Source organism: Lysobacter sp. Soil_N_23 (assembly GCF_057656135.1).
In genome coordinates this window covers 132,127-145,043 of record NZ_JBDGKY010000009.1, presented here as the reverse complement: position 1 = coordinate 145,043, position 12,917 = coordinate 132,127, and the positions used below count along the sequence as shown (strand labels likewise).

At 68.2% G+C, this 12,917-nt stretch carries 9 protein-coding genes; 3 read left to right on the top strand and 6 right to left on the bottom strand.

Going from position 1 to position 12,917, the window contains the following annotated elements:
• Positions 1-198 precede the first annotated feature (198 nt).
• Entirely contained in the window at positions 199-1,422 is a 1,224-nt protein-coding gene (metK, locus tag AC3A3X_RS09145) for a methionine adenosyltransferase (protein ID WP_487582712.1), read from the bottom strand.
• A gap of 228 nt (positions 1,423-1,650) precedes the next feature.
• Between metK and olsF the strand changes: the two genes are divergently transcribed.
• Both olsF and AC3A3X_RS09135 read left to right on the top strand, forming a co-directional pair.
• A complete protein-coding gene (gene olsF, locus AC3A3X_RS09140) occupies positions 1,651-3,429 on the top strand; it encodes a bifunctional ornithine lipid synthase OlsF (RefSeq protein ID WP_487582711.1) in 1,779 nt (592 codons plus the stop codon).
• Complete coding sequence (locus tag AC3A3X_RS09135; RefSeq protein WP_487582710.1) at positions 3,426-4,250, top strand: UDP-2,3-diacylglucosamine diphosphatase; 825 nt, start codon at positions 3,426-3,428, stop codon at positions 4,248-4,250. Before olsF ends, AC3A3X_RS09135 begins: the two co-directional genes overlap by 4 nt.
• Positions 4,251-4,282: 32 nt before the next feature.
• Here AC3A3X_RS09135 and AC3A3X_RS09130 read toward each other — a convergent pair whose 3' ends face one another.
• From AC3A3X_RS09130 to AC3A3X_RS09110, 5 genes are all read right to left on the bottom strand, one after another.
• Positions 4,283-5,260, bottom strand: coding sequence for a hypothetical protein (locus AC3A3X_RS09130; RefSeq protein WP_487582709.1), 978 nt, complete (start codon positions 5,258-5,260; stop codon positions 4,283-4,285).
• Positions 5,257-5,760 carry a response regulator gene (locus AC3A3X_RS09125; RefSeq protein ID WP_487582708.1) on the bottom strand — a complete coding sequence of 168 codons (504 nt, stop codon included), beginning with the start codon at positions 5,758-5,760 and terminating at the stop codon, positions 5,257-5,259. The genes AC3A3X_RS09130 and AC3A3X_RS09125 overlap by 4 nt, the downstream gene beginning before the upstream one ends.
• A 35-nt stretch (positions 5,761-5,795) precedes the next feature.
• Positions 5,796-10,070: a WD40 repeat domain-containing serine/threonine protein kinase gene (locus AC3A3X_RS09120; protein ID WP_487582707.1), complete on the bottom strand. Its 4,275-nt coding sequence runs from the start codon at positions 10,068-10,070 to the stop codon at positions 5,796-5,798.
• Positions 10,067-10,756, bottom strand: a complete 690-nt coding sequence (locus AC3A3X_RS09115) for an RNA polymerase sigma factor (RefSeq protein ID WP_487582706.1) — start codon at positions 10,754-10,756, stop codon at positions 10,067-10,069. The genes AC3A3X_RS09120 and AC3A3X_RS09115 overlap by 4 nt, the downstream gene beginning before the upstream one ends.
• 200 nt (positions 10,757-10,956) lie before the next feature.
• Entirely contained in the window at positions 10,957-11,601 is a 645-nt protein-coding gene (locus tag AC3A3X_RS09110) for a hypothetical protein (protein ID WP_487582705.1), read from the bottom strand.
• 199 nt (positions 11,602-11,800) lie between these two features.
• Between AC3A3X_RS09110 and AC3A3X_RS09105 the strand changes: the two genes are divergently transcribed.
• A complete protein-coding gene (locus AC3A3X_RS09105; RefSeq protein ID WP_487582704.1) occupies positions 11,801-12,883 on the top strand; it encodes a metal-dependent hydrolase in 1,083 nt (360 codons plus the stop codon).
• Positions 12,884-12,917: the final 34 nt, after the last annotated feature.

Here is a 12,917-nt window from a genome sequence, read left to right as displayed (position 1 = left end):
TCCCGCGAAGGCGGGAACCCATGGACGTTGCTCTTGCCCGTCATTCCCGCGAAGGCGGGAACCCAGTGACTCTGCTCCGGTGGGTTTGAAACCACCTCCTCCCCCACCGAGCGCGCAAAAGAAAACGGACCGCCATGCGGTCCGTTTGCCCTCACCCCAACCCCGCTCCCGCACGCGGGAGAGGGGCTCAAGAGCGGATTACTTCTTCAGGCCCGAATCCTTGCGCAGGTCGTCGGCCTTGTCCGTCTTTTCCCACGAGAAGGCGGTGGCAGTGTGCTTCTTGCCGGCGCCGTCGACGTAGGTCACCTCGTGCGGCTTGCGGCCGAAGTGGCCGTAGGCAGCGGTTTCCTGGTAGACCGGGTGGATCAGGTCGAGCATCTTGACGATGCCGTACGGGCGCAGATCGAAGTGCTTGCGGATCAGCTTCTCGATCTTCTCGTCCGGAATCTTGCCGGTGCCGAAGGTGGTGACCGAGATCGACGTCGGCTCGGCCACGCCGATGGCGTAGGAGACCTGCACTTCGCACTTGTCGGCCAGACCGGCGGCGACGATGTTCTTGGCGACATAACGCGCAGCGTACGCAGCCGAACGATCGACCTTGGACGGATCCTTGCCCGAGAACGCACCACCACCGTGACGGGCCATGCCGCCGTAGCTGTCGACGATGATCTTGCGGCCGGTCAGGCCGCAGTCGCCGACCGGACCGCCGATCACGAAGATGCCGGTCGGATTGATGTGGATCTTGTTCTTGGGCAGCGACTCGAGCCACTTCTTCGGCAGCACCGGCTTGAGGACGTGCTCGTACACGCCTTCGACCAGGTCCTTCTGCTTGATGCCCGGATCGTGCTGGGTCGACAGGACCACCGCATCGAGGCCGGCCACGTTGTGGTTGGCGTCGTAGCGCAGGGTCACCTGCGACTTCGCGTCCGGACGCAGCCACGGCAGCGGCGAGTTCTTCTTCTTGCGGATCTTGGCCTGCTGCTCGACCAGGCGGTGCGAGTAGTAGATCGGCGCCGGCATGAACTCCGGCGCTTCATTGCAGGCGTAGCCGAACATCAGGCCCTGGTCGCCGGCACCCTGTTCTTCCGGCTTCTTGCGGTCGACGCCGGCGGCGATGTCCGGCGACTGCTTGCCGAGCATGTTGATGATCGCGCAGGTGTGGCCGTCGAAGCCGACACTGGAATTGTTGTAGCCAATGTCGTTGATGACCTTGCGCGCAAGCGCCTCGATGTCGACCCACGCATTGGTGGTGACCTCGCCGGCGACGATCGCCGCGCCGGTCTTCACCATCGTCTCGCACGCCACGCGCGCGCGCTTGTCCTGGGCCAGGATGGCATCGAGGACGGCATCGGAGATCTGGTCGGCAATCTTGTCCGGATGGCCTTCGGAGACCGACTCGGAGGTGAAGAGGTAGCTGGACATCGAGGCTTTATCCCCGTATTCGGATGAAAGGATGGCCGCGCATAATACAGCCTCGGCCGGGTCGGCGCATTGTGCGACATTCAGGTGTTGGCTGAGGGTTAATTTCGCCCTGCCGGGCGCGGGTCCCGGCGGTGTCATGGGATTGACCCGAAACCGCCACGTCGTTGTCGCCGCGTCGCAGCAGGCTGCGCGGCGAGACGCCCCGTCGGGGCGAGCCGTGACGCCCGAATGCCGCTTGAGCGCCGCCTGCAGGAACGCTACCCGCACTGGTTCAACGGGCGCCGGGCGTCCATCGCCCGTCCGTTGCTGCGCACACTGGGCCGTTGGTCGCGGTTCGACCAGATCGAGGCGTTCCTCCAGGCCAACGACCACCTGCGCGACTTCGCCTTCGTCGAGGCCGCGCTCGACCACCTGCAGGTGCGCTACCTGTCGGACCCGGCCGAGGTGGCCGGCATTCCCGCCAGCGGCCGCCTGCTGATCGTCGCCAACCATCCCTCCGGCGCGATCGACGCGTTGGCGCTGCTGGACGTCGTCGGCCGCGTGCGCCGCGACGTCAGGATCGTCGCCAACGATCTGCTGTCGGCCCTGGACCCGCTGTCGGGCCTGCTGCTGCCGGTGCGGATCCTCGGCGGCCGGCCGAGCGCGCAGAGCCTGCAGGCGATCGACGACGCGCTCCGGGCCGAACAGTGCGTGATCGTGTTTCCGGCCGGCGAAGTGGCGCGACTGGGCCTGCAGGGCGTCACCGACGGACGCTGGCGCCGCGGCTTCCTGCGCTTTGCCCGCGCCAGCGGCGCGCCGGTGCTGCCGGTGCGGATCGAGGCCCGCAACTCGGCCCTGTTCTACGGCGCGTCGGCCCTGTTCAAGCCGGTCGGCACGGCGCTTCTGGCGCGCGAGATGTTTGCCCGCCGCGCGCACCGCATCGCCATGCGCATCGGCACGCCGCTTTCGCTGCCGGCGGATGGCGACCCCGAACGATTGATGCGCCAGGTCCGGCGGGAACTTTTCTCGCTCGGCAACGGACGTCGTCGCAGCGGGACCGGGATGGCTGTCGAGTTGGCGACCAATATTGCGACTGACATCGCCGCGCCCGGCCGGCCTGCCCCGGTGATCGACGCGATCGAGCCGCAGCAGGTGCGCGCCGGCGTCGAGGCGCTCGCGCTGCTGGGCTGCACGCTCGATGGCAAGCAGATCCGGGCCGGACGCCTGGCGGCGGGTTCGGCGCTGTTGCAGGAGATCGGACGGCTGCGCGAGGTCACCTTCCGCGCAGTCGGGGAGGGCACCGGCCAGCGCCTGGACGTCGACCTCTACGACAGCTGGTACGAACACATCGTGCTGTGGGACGACGAGGCCTCGCGTATCGCCGGTGCCTACCGCGTCGCCCGCGGCGCCTGCGTGCTGGCCGAACGCGGCCTGTCGGGGCTCTATACCGCCTCGCTGTTCCGCTATGCCGACGATGCGATTCCACGCATCGCCCAGGGCATGGAGCTGGGACGCAGCTTCGTCACCCCGGACTACTGGGGCAGCCGCAGCATCGACTACCTGTGGCAGGGCATCGGCGCCTACCTGGCGCGACACCGCAACGTGCGCTACCTGTTCGGCCCGGTGTCGATCAGCGCAGCACTGCCTGAGCAGGCGCGCGAGCAGATCGTCGCCTACTACGCACGCTTCTACGGTTCCGGCCAGGCCGACGCCGTGTCGAAACAACCGTTTGTCTACCGCGTCGCGCCGCCGCAGTTCGATGCCGTCGATGCCGCCACCGCCTTCCGCGTGCTCAAGGCCAACCTCGACGCGCTCGGGGCGACGCTGCCGATGCTCTACAAGCAGTACACCGACCTGTGTGAACCGGGTGGAGCGCGTTTCCTGGCGTTCGGCGTCGATCCGGCCTTCAGCGATGCGGTCGACGGACTGATCGAGGTCGACCTGCAACTGCTGCGACCGAAGAAGCGCGAACGCTACCTCGAAGGACATTGCCGCCAAACCCCCGCCATCTCGGAGACCGGTGGATGACACAGCAGCCCACTGCGTTGCCTTTGCGCCGCCGCGCGGTTTTCGTGTCCGATGTCCATCTGGGTTCCAAACACTGCCATGCCGCCGAGTTCGCCGACTTCCTCGGCGGGCTTCGTTGCGACCGGCTGTACCTGGTCGGCGACATCGTCGACCTGTGGTGGATGGCGCAGCGCCGGCCGAGCTGGGGCAATGCCCACAACCGCGTCATCGAAGCGCTGCACGCGCTGCGTCGCGCCGGCACCGAGCTGGTGTACGTGCCGGGCAACCACGACCGGCCGATCCGCCGCTTCTGCGGCCTGACCCTGCCGCGCATGACCGTGCGCCGGCGCGCGATCCACGTCACCGCCGACGGTCGCCGCCTGCTGGTCACGCACGGCGACGACTACGACGGCGTGACCCATTTCGGCGGGTTGCAGGAACAGTTCGGCGACTGGCTCTACTACCGCATCCTCACCGGCAACCAGTGGCTCAATCGCGTGCGTCGCCACTTCGGCCGGCGCTACTGGTCGTTGTCGGAGTTCCTCAAGCGCCAGAGCGGCGCGGCCGAGCGCTACATCGAGCGCTTCGTGCAGGCGGGCATGGACGATGCCGCGCGACGGGGGCTCGACGGCGTGATCTGCGGCCATATCCATCGCGCCGCGCTGTTCGAACGCGATGGGCGCCTGTACGCCAACGATGGCGACTGGGTCGAAAGCCTGACCGCCTTGGCCGAAGATCCCGACGGCACCCTGCGCCTGCTGTCGCATACGGGGGAGACGCTCGCCGTCCATGCGCCGCCACAACGGCTGCTGGCGGTACCGGAGCAACCTCGCGCCGCGTAGCGGCCGCGACGGCAAGCCGGGCCGGCGATGGTTCAGAACGCCCTGGCGACCTGCAGGTCGCAGGCGTATTCCAGTTCATGGACGGTGCGACCCCAGACCATCGTCGCGGCGTTGAGCGTCACCGCCCAGGTATCGTTGAAGCGCCAGGTGGCGCCCAGTCCGGCGATGGCGTAGTCGTGCCGCGACAGCGGGTCGTGCCGGTACCAGGCTTCGCTGCGCCGGTCGACGAAGCCGCTGTAGCTGCTGTCCCTGCCCTGGCCGTGGCGCGACTGGGCGAAGGCACGCAACGAAAGCTGCGGACTGAAGTAGTAGCCGGCCGACAGGCGCAGGTGGTTCTTGTTGAGGCCGATACCCAGGACCTGTTCGACCAGTTCGTAGCTGTAGCCGGCTGAGAAATACAGGTTGCTGTGCTCCAGGCGATAGAACGCATCGGCGCCCAGGCGCAGCCTGCGCAGGCGCTGGCCGACGGCGGCATTGGCGAAGAATGTGTAGTCGTGGCTGGGCCAGACCAGTTCGACGTGCGGCTCGACATGGAAACTGCCGAGCTGCGTGTCGTACGACAGACCCAGCACCCAGTCCTGCCAGGCGCCGTGGTACTGGCCGTCATCGAGGAACTCCGACTCCGGGTGCGGCGAATCGAGCGCGGCTGGATTGTGGTTGCCCGGATCGCGCCGCGAGCGCTTGTTCACGAAGGGCAGGCTCACATGCGCCTGCCAGCGCTCCGATACGCGGTAATCCACCGTCAGTGTGATGCTGCGGGTATCGGTGATCGCGCCGTGGTTGTTCACGCCGCTGTCGAGGATCAGGCCTTCGGTGTGCAGTTGCTGGTAGATCACCGACATCTGCCCGTGCACGCCCGGTTCGTCGCCCCAGATGGTGAACAGATCGTCGGCGGTGGAACTGCGCGGGATGGCCTGGGCGTGGGCGCTGCCGGCGAGCGCGATGCTCGCAACGGCGATCAGGCAGTTGCAGCGGACAGCGAAACGGGGACGTCGCTCCCGGCCTTTCAAGTCCGGGCGTCCTTCACCATCCCGGCGTTCTTCACCAGTTGGTCGATTCCCTTGAGGTACTGCCCGAGGCTGGCGCCGTCGAGCAGGAACACGGCGAACCGGCTGCGCACTTCCGGGGCATTGCGCTGTTGCCGCTGCACCACCGGCAACAGGCTCGGCGCCGCTTGCGCAGCGGTGCGCGTCACCGCATCGACCTGTTCCAGTGACGAGATCACGACGTCGAAGCGCGAGTGCTGCAGCGCCTGCGCGAGGTCCTGCGGATTGCGCGCCAGGGTCAGGCGGTGGCCGGCGCGATAGAGCCCGATGTAAACGCTGCGGCGCTCGATGGGGTTGTCGTCGTAGATCAGCACGGCGGCCGGGCGCGGCGCCAGGTAGCCCTGGTAACGCAGGCCCTGGCCCATGTTGAAGATGCCTTCGCCGCAGGCGAGCGCGGCCGGAGCGGCAAGACCGAAAGAGCAGGCGGCGACAAGGATCGACAGGGACAGTCGACGGTGTTTCATGGCGTCCTCCTGGTGGACGCAGGACGGGGCTGCGGCTACCTGTCAGTACGGGAAACCCCGGCGGAAATTACCGCCGTCGCCGGTTCGACGGTCACGGCGTACAGCAGCACCGGCTCACGTCCACTCAACGTCAGGACTTCGAGGCAGCGGACAAGGCGCGCCGGCTCGGGATTGGCCAGGCGGGGCGCCACCAGTGTCTCGCTCTGGAGCCCCAATGCCGTGGTCGCCAGGAACGGGCCGAATACATAGGGCACCGCATCGTCATGGCCATCGTAGCCGGGCACTTCGCGCTGGGTGCGAAGGGGCAGGACCGCCTGTCCGCCGTCGCGGTAGCGCAGGCGGATCGCGATGATGGTGTGCTCGCCAGCGACCGGGACCAGCAGCACCGGCGTAAGCAGCGCGTGGACCGCGGCCACGGGCACGGCGGGAACCGGCACGCATGGCATGGGTTTTGCGTTGGCCTGGTTGAAGTCGACGACCCCGACCTCCGACATGCCCCGCAGGTCATAGTCGACGCCGGCAATTCGCTGGACGCCCGCCGGGTACGGGCGCATCTGCGAGCGGATGCTGAAGAAGGTGTTGCGTATGCCGTCGGGGGTACGGTTGTAGGCCTGGGTCAGGTCCAGTTGCAGCGGCACGGTCGCGCTGCCTCGCCGGGGAATGGGAAATCCGTCGCGGGTCAGCCGGGCCGGCGGCGGCGCCGGGCGGGTATCGGGCACTGGCCAGCGGCCGGGGTCGCGTGCACGTTGCATCGCGCGGACCGGGGCGGTGGAAGCGGGCGCGCGTTGCGCACTCTCGTTGTCGATGCCAAGGCGCGCGACCTCCCGCGACAACTCCTTCACCGATTGCCGTTCCGGCGCGATCGACCACACCATCCAGCGTCCCTGCAGCGTGCGCGCCAGCAGGCGCTTGCCGTCGGCCGCGAATGCCAACCCCGTGATCACGTCCATGGCGTTGCTCTCGCCGCGCAACGGCGGCCCGACGGCGTTGCCGCTGGCGCTGTCGAACAACACGACGTGGTGCAGGTGGGCATGGGCCACCAGCCGCTGGTCCGGGCTCAGTGCGAGGACGGCGGTGGCGGTGTTGTTGGCGGTGCGGGCCAGGTTGCGCATGCCACCGGACGCATGCAGCTGGTCCAGTGCCATGCCGGCCACGAACGCGCCCTGCGGCGTGCCGAGCACACCAATCGGCCGCGCCTGCCCGGTGGGCGTCTTGCGGTGCACGGTATCGGTGCGAGGATCCCAGGACACGAGCAGGTCGTTGCCCAGCCGTGGATCGTCGGCGTGCGTCACCAGCCAGATGTCGTCGCGGCCGGGTTGGAAGTCCGCCCACAGCACCGGCTGGAACGGGTCGTGCGGGAACTCTCCGATCGTGCCCAGGCCGTTGCTGGCCAGTACGGTGGTGACGCCTTCGACCGGGCCGACCGCCAGGATGCGCTGGTCGTCAGGGGAGAATGCAATCGTGCGCAGTGGCGCCAACAACCGTGCTTCGCCCGGCAGGCGGCGGCCAGTCCGCAGGTCGTATAGCCAGAGTCTGTTGTGGAAGCCCGCGGTACTCCGGCTCGAATAGCCGACCAGCAATCGTCGCGCGTCGTTGCTCGGCAACAGGCGCTGCGGGCTCTCCGGCAGCGCGACGGGCGGAAAACGCAGGCGCATGGTTGCGCTGTCGTAGACGCGCAGCTCGGGACCGACGGTCACTACCAGGCTGCGACCATCGTCGACCAGCTCGGCGAATCCGGGCGGTTGCGCCAGTTCGATCCACGGCGTCAGTGCCCTGCCGTCGATGGCGGCGATCCGCAGCCGGTTCCACTCCACGTCCACCAGGCGCTTGCCATCGAACCAGGTCTTCTCCGGCAGTTGCCGCGCCGCGACCGCCATCGGCATGCGCGGCGCTGGTAGCCGCCACAACCGCACCTGGCCGTCGATACCGGCGCTGGCGAGCAGACCGGTGTCGAGCGACCACGCCAGCGGATAGCGGCCGGCGCTGCCGTGCGGTGATGGCGAGACGGCGATGCGCTGCGCGGGCAGGGCGCGCGGACCGGCGCTGTCGGGCAGTCGCCACAACGCCGACATGCCCTCTCCGGAGGCGATCACCAGGCGTTGGCTGCGGCTGATGGCGACCCGCTGCACGACAAAATCGTGCTGCATCAGCCCGGCGGTGAGCGAATCGCCGGTTTGCGCGTCGAACACATAGGCGGTGCCGTCGTGGCGCCCGGCGGCAAGCCAGCGGTCGTCCTCGCTGAAGGCGATCCAGGTTACTTCGCGGCCACGCGTGGTCGGCAGGGTCCTGATCGCCAGGGTGTCCGGGTCGAACAGGAAGACGCGGCCTTCGAAGTCGCCCAGCGCCATCACGCGCCCGTCGTGGCTGTGTGCCCACGCCGAGATCCCGGCATTGCCGGGAAAGGTCACGGTGCGGACGCTCAGCTGTGGCGGACGCAGCACTTCCATCTCGCGCATGGCGATGTGCAGCACGGCCGCGTAGCGGCCACCCGGACCGACCAGCACGGGCAGGTATTCGCGTCGATGATCCTTGCGCGGATCGCGCAGGACCGAGACGGCCTTCCACGGATCAACCTGCCACAGCTGCATCTGCAGCCGGTGATCGCGCAGCATCGCCAAGCGCCCGTCCTGGCTGAAGCTGGCGTCGGCGAAGTCGCTGAAGGCCGGGGGAGGTTCGACCACCGCCGCCTTGTGCAGATCGATCAGCCAGCTGTCGATGTTGGCCGGGCTGACCAGGTTGGCATACCACTCCAGGGTTGCGATCAGGCGCTGGTTGCCGGCGAAGCGCAGCAGCAGGATCGAGCGTGGATGGCCGTCGGAAGCGATCCGGTCGGTCAGGCTGACGCGCCCGCGCTCGCCGAGGGTGGCGGTGTCGTACCAGCGCACGCTGCGGTCATTGAAGGCGATGGCGAGCCGGCTGCCGTCGTCGCTGAGCGCTACCGCCAGGGGGTTGGCATCGGCGATGGCGATGCTGTCGATCAGCACCGCGCCCTGGCCGAGCAGCATGCCCAGATGGCGCCGGTCCCGTTCGCCGAGGTTGTCGCGACCGCCGGATTCTTCCTCCTGGATGTTCTGCAGAAGCTGGTTGACCGCATCCAGGCCGTGGCCGTCGGCGGCGGCGCGCAGTGCGCCTTCGCGCCGGCCTTCCCACAGGCGGGCACTGGCGGCAGCGGCGTTGGATTCTGCGCGTTGCCATTGCAATGTGGTGGCGGCGACCCCGACGATCAGTGCCGTCGCCGCGGCGCCGGCCATGGCGGCGAGCCGTGGTTCCCGTCGAATCCAGCGTCCGGTTCGCTGGGCGATGTTCAATCCGCGCACGCTGACCTGGCGGCCTTCGAGGAAGTGGCCGAGGTCATCGGCGAGCGCTCGCGCATTGCCATAGCGATCGAGCGGATCCTTGCGCAGGCACTTGTCGCAGATCGCGTCGAGGTCGGCCGGCACAACGGCAAGCAGCGACGGTCGCGGGACGTCATCGTGCAGCAGGCGGCGCAGGCTCTCTCCGGGGTCGTCGCCTTCGAACGGCGGGCGCCCGGTGAGGACCTCGTACAGCACCGCGCCAAGCGCCCAGACGTCGGTCGCCGGCGACAACGCATCGCCTGCGCGTGCCTGCTCAGGCGCCATGTACTGCGGTGTACCGGCAATGTGGTCGAGTTCGAGCGCCTGTTCCAGGCGCCGGGCAAGGCCGAAGTCTGCGATAAGCGGCGCGCCGCGTTCGTCGATCAGGATGTTGCCGGGCTTGAGGTCGAGGTGGAGCACGCCGAGGCGATGGGCGTAATCGACGGTCTCGGCGACGGTACGCAACAGTCGCGCGGCCGCATGCGGCGCCATTGTTCCATCCGCGTCGAGCTGCTCGGACAGGCTGCGACCACGCACCAGCTGCATCGCGTAGTACAGCTGGCCTTCGTGCTCGCCCATCTCGTACACCGTCACGATGTTCGGATGCTGCAGAAGCGCGGCATGGCGGGCCTCGCGGCGGAGGCTGTCGACCAGCGCCTCCGGTGCCATGACGCCAGCCGGAAGCAACTTGATCGCCACCTCGCGCCCGAGGCTGTGCTGGTGTGCGCGATAGACGATGCCCATGCCGCCACGGCCGATCACCTGCAGCAGTTCGTAGTCGCCGAACGCGCGCTGTGCCGGGTCGTCGAGGTCGGGTCCGCACGCATCCCCCAGCGTCTGCTTCATCGCCGTGGTGATCGACATCGAAGGCGTGACCGGGCGGTCCCGGGTGCTCGCGCCGAACGCCACACGTGCCAATGCCGGGTTCAGCCACCAGCGAGTGCCTGGCGCGTCGCGCTGGCCGTCGTCGTTCACGCCATTTCGTCCAGCGCGCGACGAAGTTCGGCCAGTTCGCGCTCCAGGGCCTCCGGGCTGCCGACGGTCTGCAGCAGCTCGAGCCGCACCAGCTGGCGCAGGCGCTGGCGCATCCGGTGCGTCTGCACGGCCAAGGTGTTCGTGCGCAATCCATTGGCGCTGGCAATCGCCCTGAGCTCGTCGCCTTCGGCGCGTTCGAGCAGCAGCGGTGCCAGCTGCCGGAACTGGTCGAGCTTGCCGGCGCGCGTCCATTCCTCTTCGAGGCGCTGCATCGCATGTGCCAGCACCGTGCCCAGCCACGCTCGCATGAACGCATCCTCGGGCGATTCGCCATCGTCGGCGATCGTCTCCAGCGAAGCCTCGGACTCGACCGGCCTGCCACCGCGCTTGAGCGCCCCGGCGCGTTCGTACTGGTCGGACAGGAAATGGCGCAGCGCGGTCAGCATCAACGAGCGGAAGCTGCCGCGCTGAGGGTCGGCCTCGGCATACCAGCCGCGTTCGATGAAGCGCAGGAAGAAGGCCTGGGTCAGGTCTTCGGCATCGTTGCCGTAGCCGCTGTGGCGAATGAACGCCAACACCGGAGGGCGATAGGCCTGGCACAACTGGTCCAGCGCGGCCCGGGCCCGCGACGGCGTGTCACGGGCGGCCGCGATCAGGCTCCAGCGGGTGGTCCGGAACAGACTCATCAGGACAGACTCATCAGGACAGACTCATCAGAGCAGGCTCATCAGCGTGGGTCCATCGACGATCCTTGCAGGTGGCAACAGCCAGAACGCGACCGGGCCCCATGCAGGGCCATCCGTCCAGTCGGGCAGGACGGCCCCGGCGCGGAACCGCCTGCATGCGCCCCTGCAAGGCCCAGCCGATATGCCCTAGCCGATATGCCCTAGCCGATATGAAACAGGCTCACACGCGGGTCGGGGACATAGCGCTGCGGGGGCGCGAGCCGATCACCTCCGCGGTGGGCCTGCAGCATGGCCTCCAGCCATTGCGCACGGGTCAATCCGGTCTCGATCTCGGACACGCCGGAAAAGTCGGCGGCGACCTTGCGGAAGCGACAGAAGTCCTCGTAGTCGCCCACCTCGTGGTGCAGCAGCTGCAATGCGACGTCGACCAGCACGGCATCGTCGAGCAGCCCCACCACAGCCAGGGTGTCGGGGATCAGGTCGCCTGCTTCGTAGCGATAGGCCTGCAGCGTCTGCACGAGGTGTCGTGCCGCGATGTCTGCCGACCATCCCGGGTCCTGCAGCATCGATTGCAGTCGAGCCAGCGCAAGCATCCGCGACGCCACGAACGGCGGGGTGCTTCCGTCGGCGTGGCGCAGCAATGCGCGCTCGGCCGCGCCGGCAACCTGGTCCATGGTCAGTTGCGGCGCTTGCGGGCTCAGTTCGCGCAGGGCCAGGTTGAACCGGGCCAGTCCCGACGGCTGCAGTTCGTAGTCGCCGACAAAATGGCGGCGCTCCTGGCTGATCTTCAGGAAATCGAGGAACCCATGCGGGAACGTCGTGCTGCGTGCGGTCCGGTCGTTCATCGCCATTCCATCCGCGCGTCCAGCCTGGTGATCGTCTTCATTTCTTCTGCCTCCTGTGCGTGGCCGCCCCGGCATCGCGACCCTCGCAGCGCCGGACTGGCACACTGGTATGCCGGAAACGTGACGGTCGATTACGAAGTCGTGCGACGAACCGCCGTCGGCGCATCTGTCGCGCCGGCCGGTCTGCTAACTTCGTTGGATGGACTCCCTGACCCAGATCTTGCTCGGCGCCGCCGTCGCCGCCGCCATCGCCCCGCCGGGGCATCGACGTGCGGCGCTGTTGGCTGGCGCTGCCCTGGGCACGTTGCCCGACCTCGACGTACTGCCAGTCAACCTGGTGACCGGCGATCCGGTCGAACGGATGACCTGGCACCGCAGCCTGAGCCACTCGCTGCTGGTGCTGCCGTTCGTCGCCTGGGCGATCTGGGCGTGGTTCCGCGGTCGTGGCGGACGCGTGGCGGCGTCGCCGCGACGCTGGTTCTGGGCGATCTCGCTGGCGCTGGTTACCCATCCGCTGCTGGATGCATTCACCGTCTACGGCACGCAGTTGCTCTGGCCGCTGCCGTTGCGGCCGGTGATGTGGTCGAGCGTGTTCATCATCGATCCGCTGTACACGATCTGGTTGCTGCTCGCGTGCGTGATCGCCTGGTTCTGGCGCGAAAGGCGCCTGGTGCAGCCGGCGCTGCTGGCCGGACTGGCCCTGAGCACGTTCTACCTGGGCGCCTCCCTGTGGGCCAAGCAGCAGGTCGAACGTGAGGCCGAGCGCGCGCTGGCCGCCCACAACCTCGAGGATGCGCCACGCTTCTCGGTGCCGATGCCGTTCAACATCCTGCTATGGCGTGTGGTGGCGATGACGCCGGAGGGATTCGTCGAAGGTGAGCGTTCGCTGGTGGCCGATCGTGGGCCGATGCGGCTGCGCGAGTACCCGTCCGATGTGCAGGCACTGGCCGAGGTCTTCGACTATCCCAGCGTGCAGCGACTGAACTGGTTCAATCGCGGATTCATGAAGGCACAGGAGCGCGATGGCGTGCTGGTGCTGTCGGACCTGCGCATGGGCGCCGAACCCGACTACAGCTTCCGCTTCGCCGTGGCCCGCCGTGAAGGCGAGGCCTGGCAGGAGATGCCGCCCGAGCAGCTGAGTTGGCCCTGGCAGGCCAGCCGCAGGCTCAGTGCAATGTGGCAGCGGATCTGGAGTGCGCCGGCGAACGAATCCGATGTCAGCGGCGCGGCAATGGAACGGCCGTCGGTGAGGGCGGCAGTGGGCACCACGGTCAAACGCTGAACCAACCACCCGGGCCGCGTGTTACGCACACGGC

Coding starts and splice junctions, on each gene's coding strand:
- AC3A3X_RS09105 (WP_487582704.1), top strand. CDS start 11,801: ATGGACTCCCTGACCCAGATCTTGCTCGGCGCCGCCGTCGCCGCCGCC.
- metK (WP_487582712.1), bottom strand. CDS start 1,422: ATGTCCAGCTACCTCTTCACCTCCGAGTCGGTCTCCGAAGGCCATCCG.
- AC3A3X_RS09135 (WP_487582710.1), top strand. CDS start 3,426: ATGACACAGCAGCCCACTGCGTTGCCTTTGCGCCGCCGCGCGGTTTTC.
- AC3A3X_RS09125 (WP_487582708.1), bottom strand. CDS start 5,760: ATGAAACACCGTCGACTGTCCCTGTCGATCCTTGTCGCCGCCTGCTCT.
- olsF (WP_487582711.1), top strand. CDS start 1,651: ATGCCGCTTGAGCGCCGCCTGCAGGAACGCTACCCGCACTGGTTCAAC.
- AC3A3X_RS09110 (WP_487582705.1), bottom strand. CDS start 11,601: ATGAACGACCGGACCGCACGCAGCACGACGTTCCCGCATGGGTTCCTC.
- AC3A3X_RS09115 (WP_487582706.1), bottom strand. CDS start 10,756: ATGAGTCTGTTCCGGACCACCCGCTGGAGCCTGATCGCGGCCGCCCGT.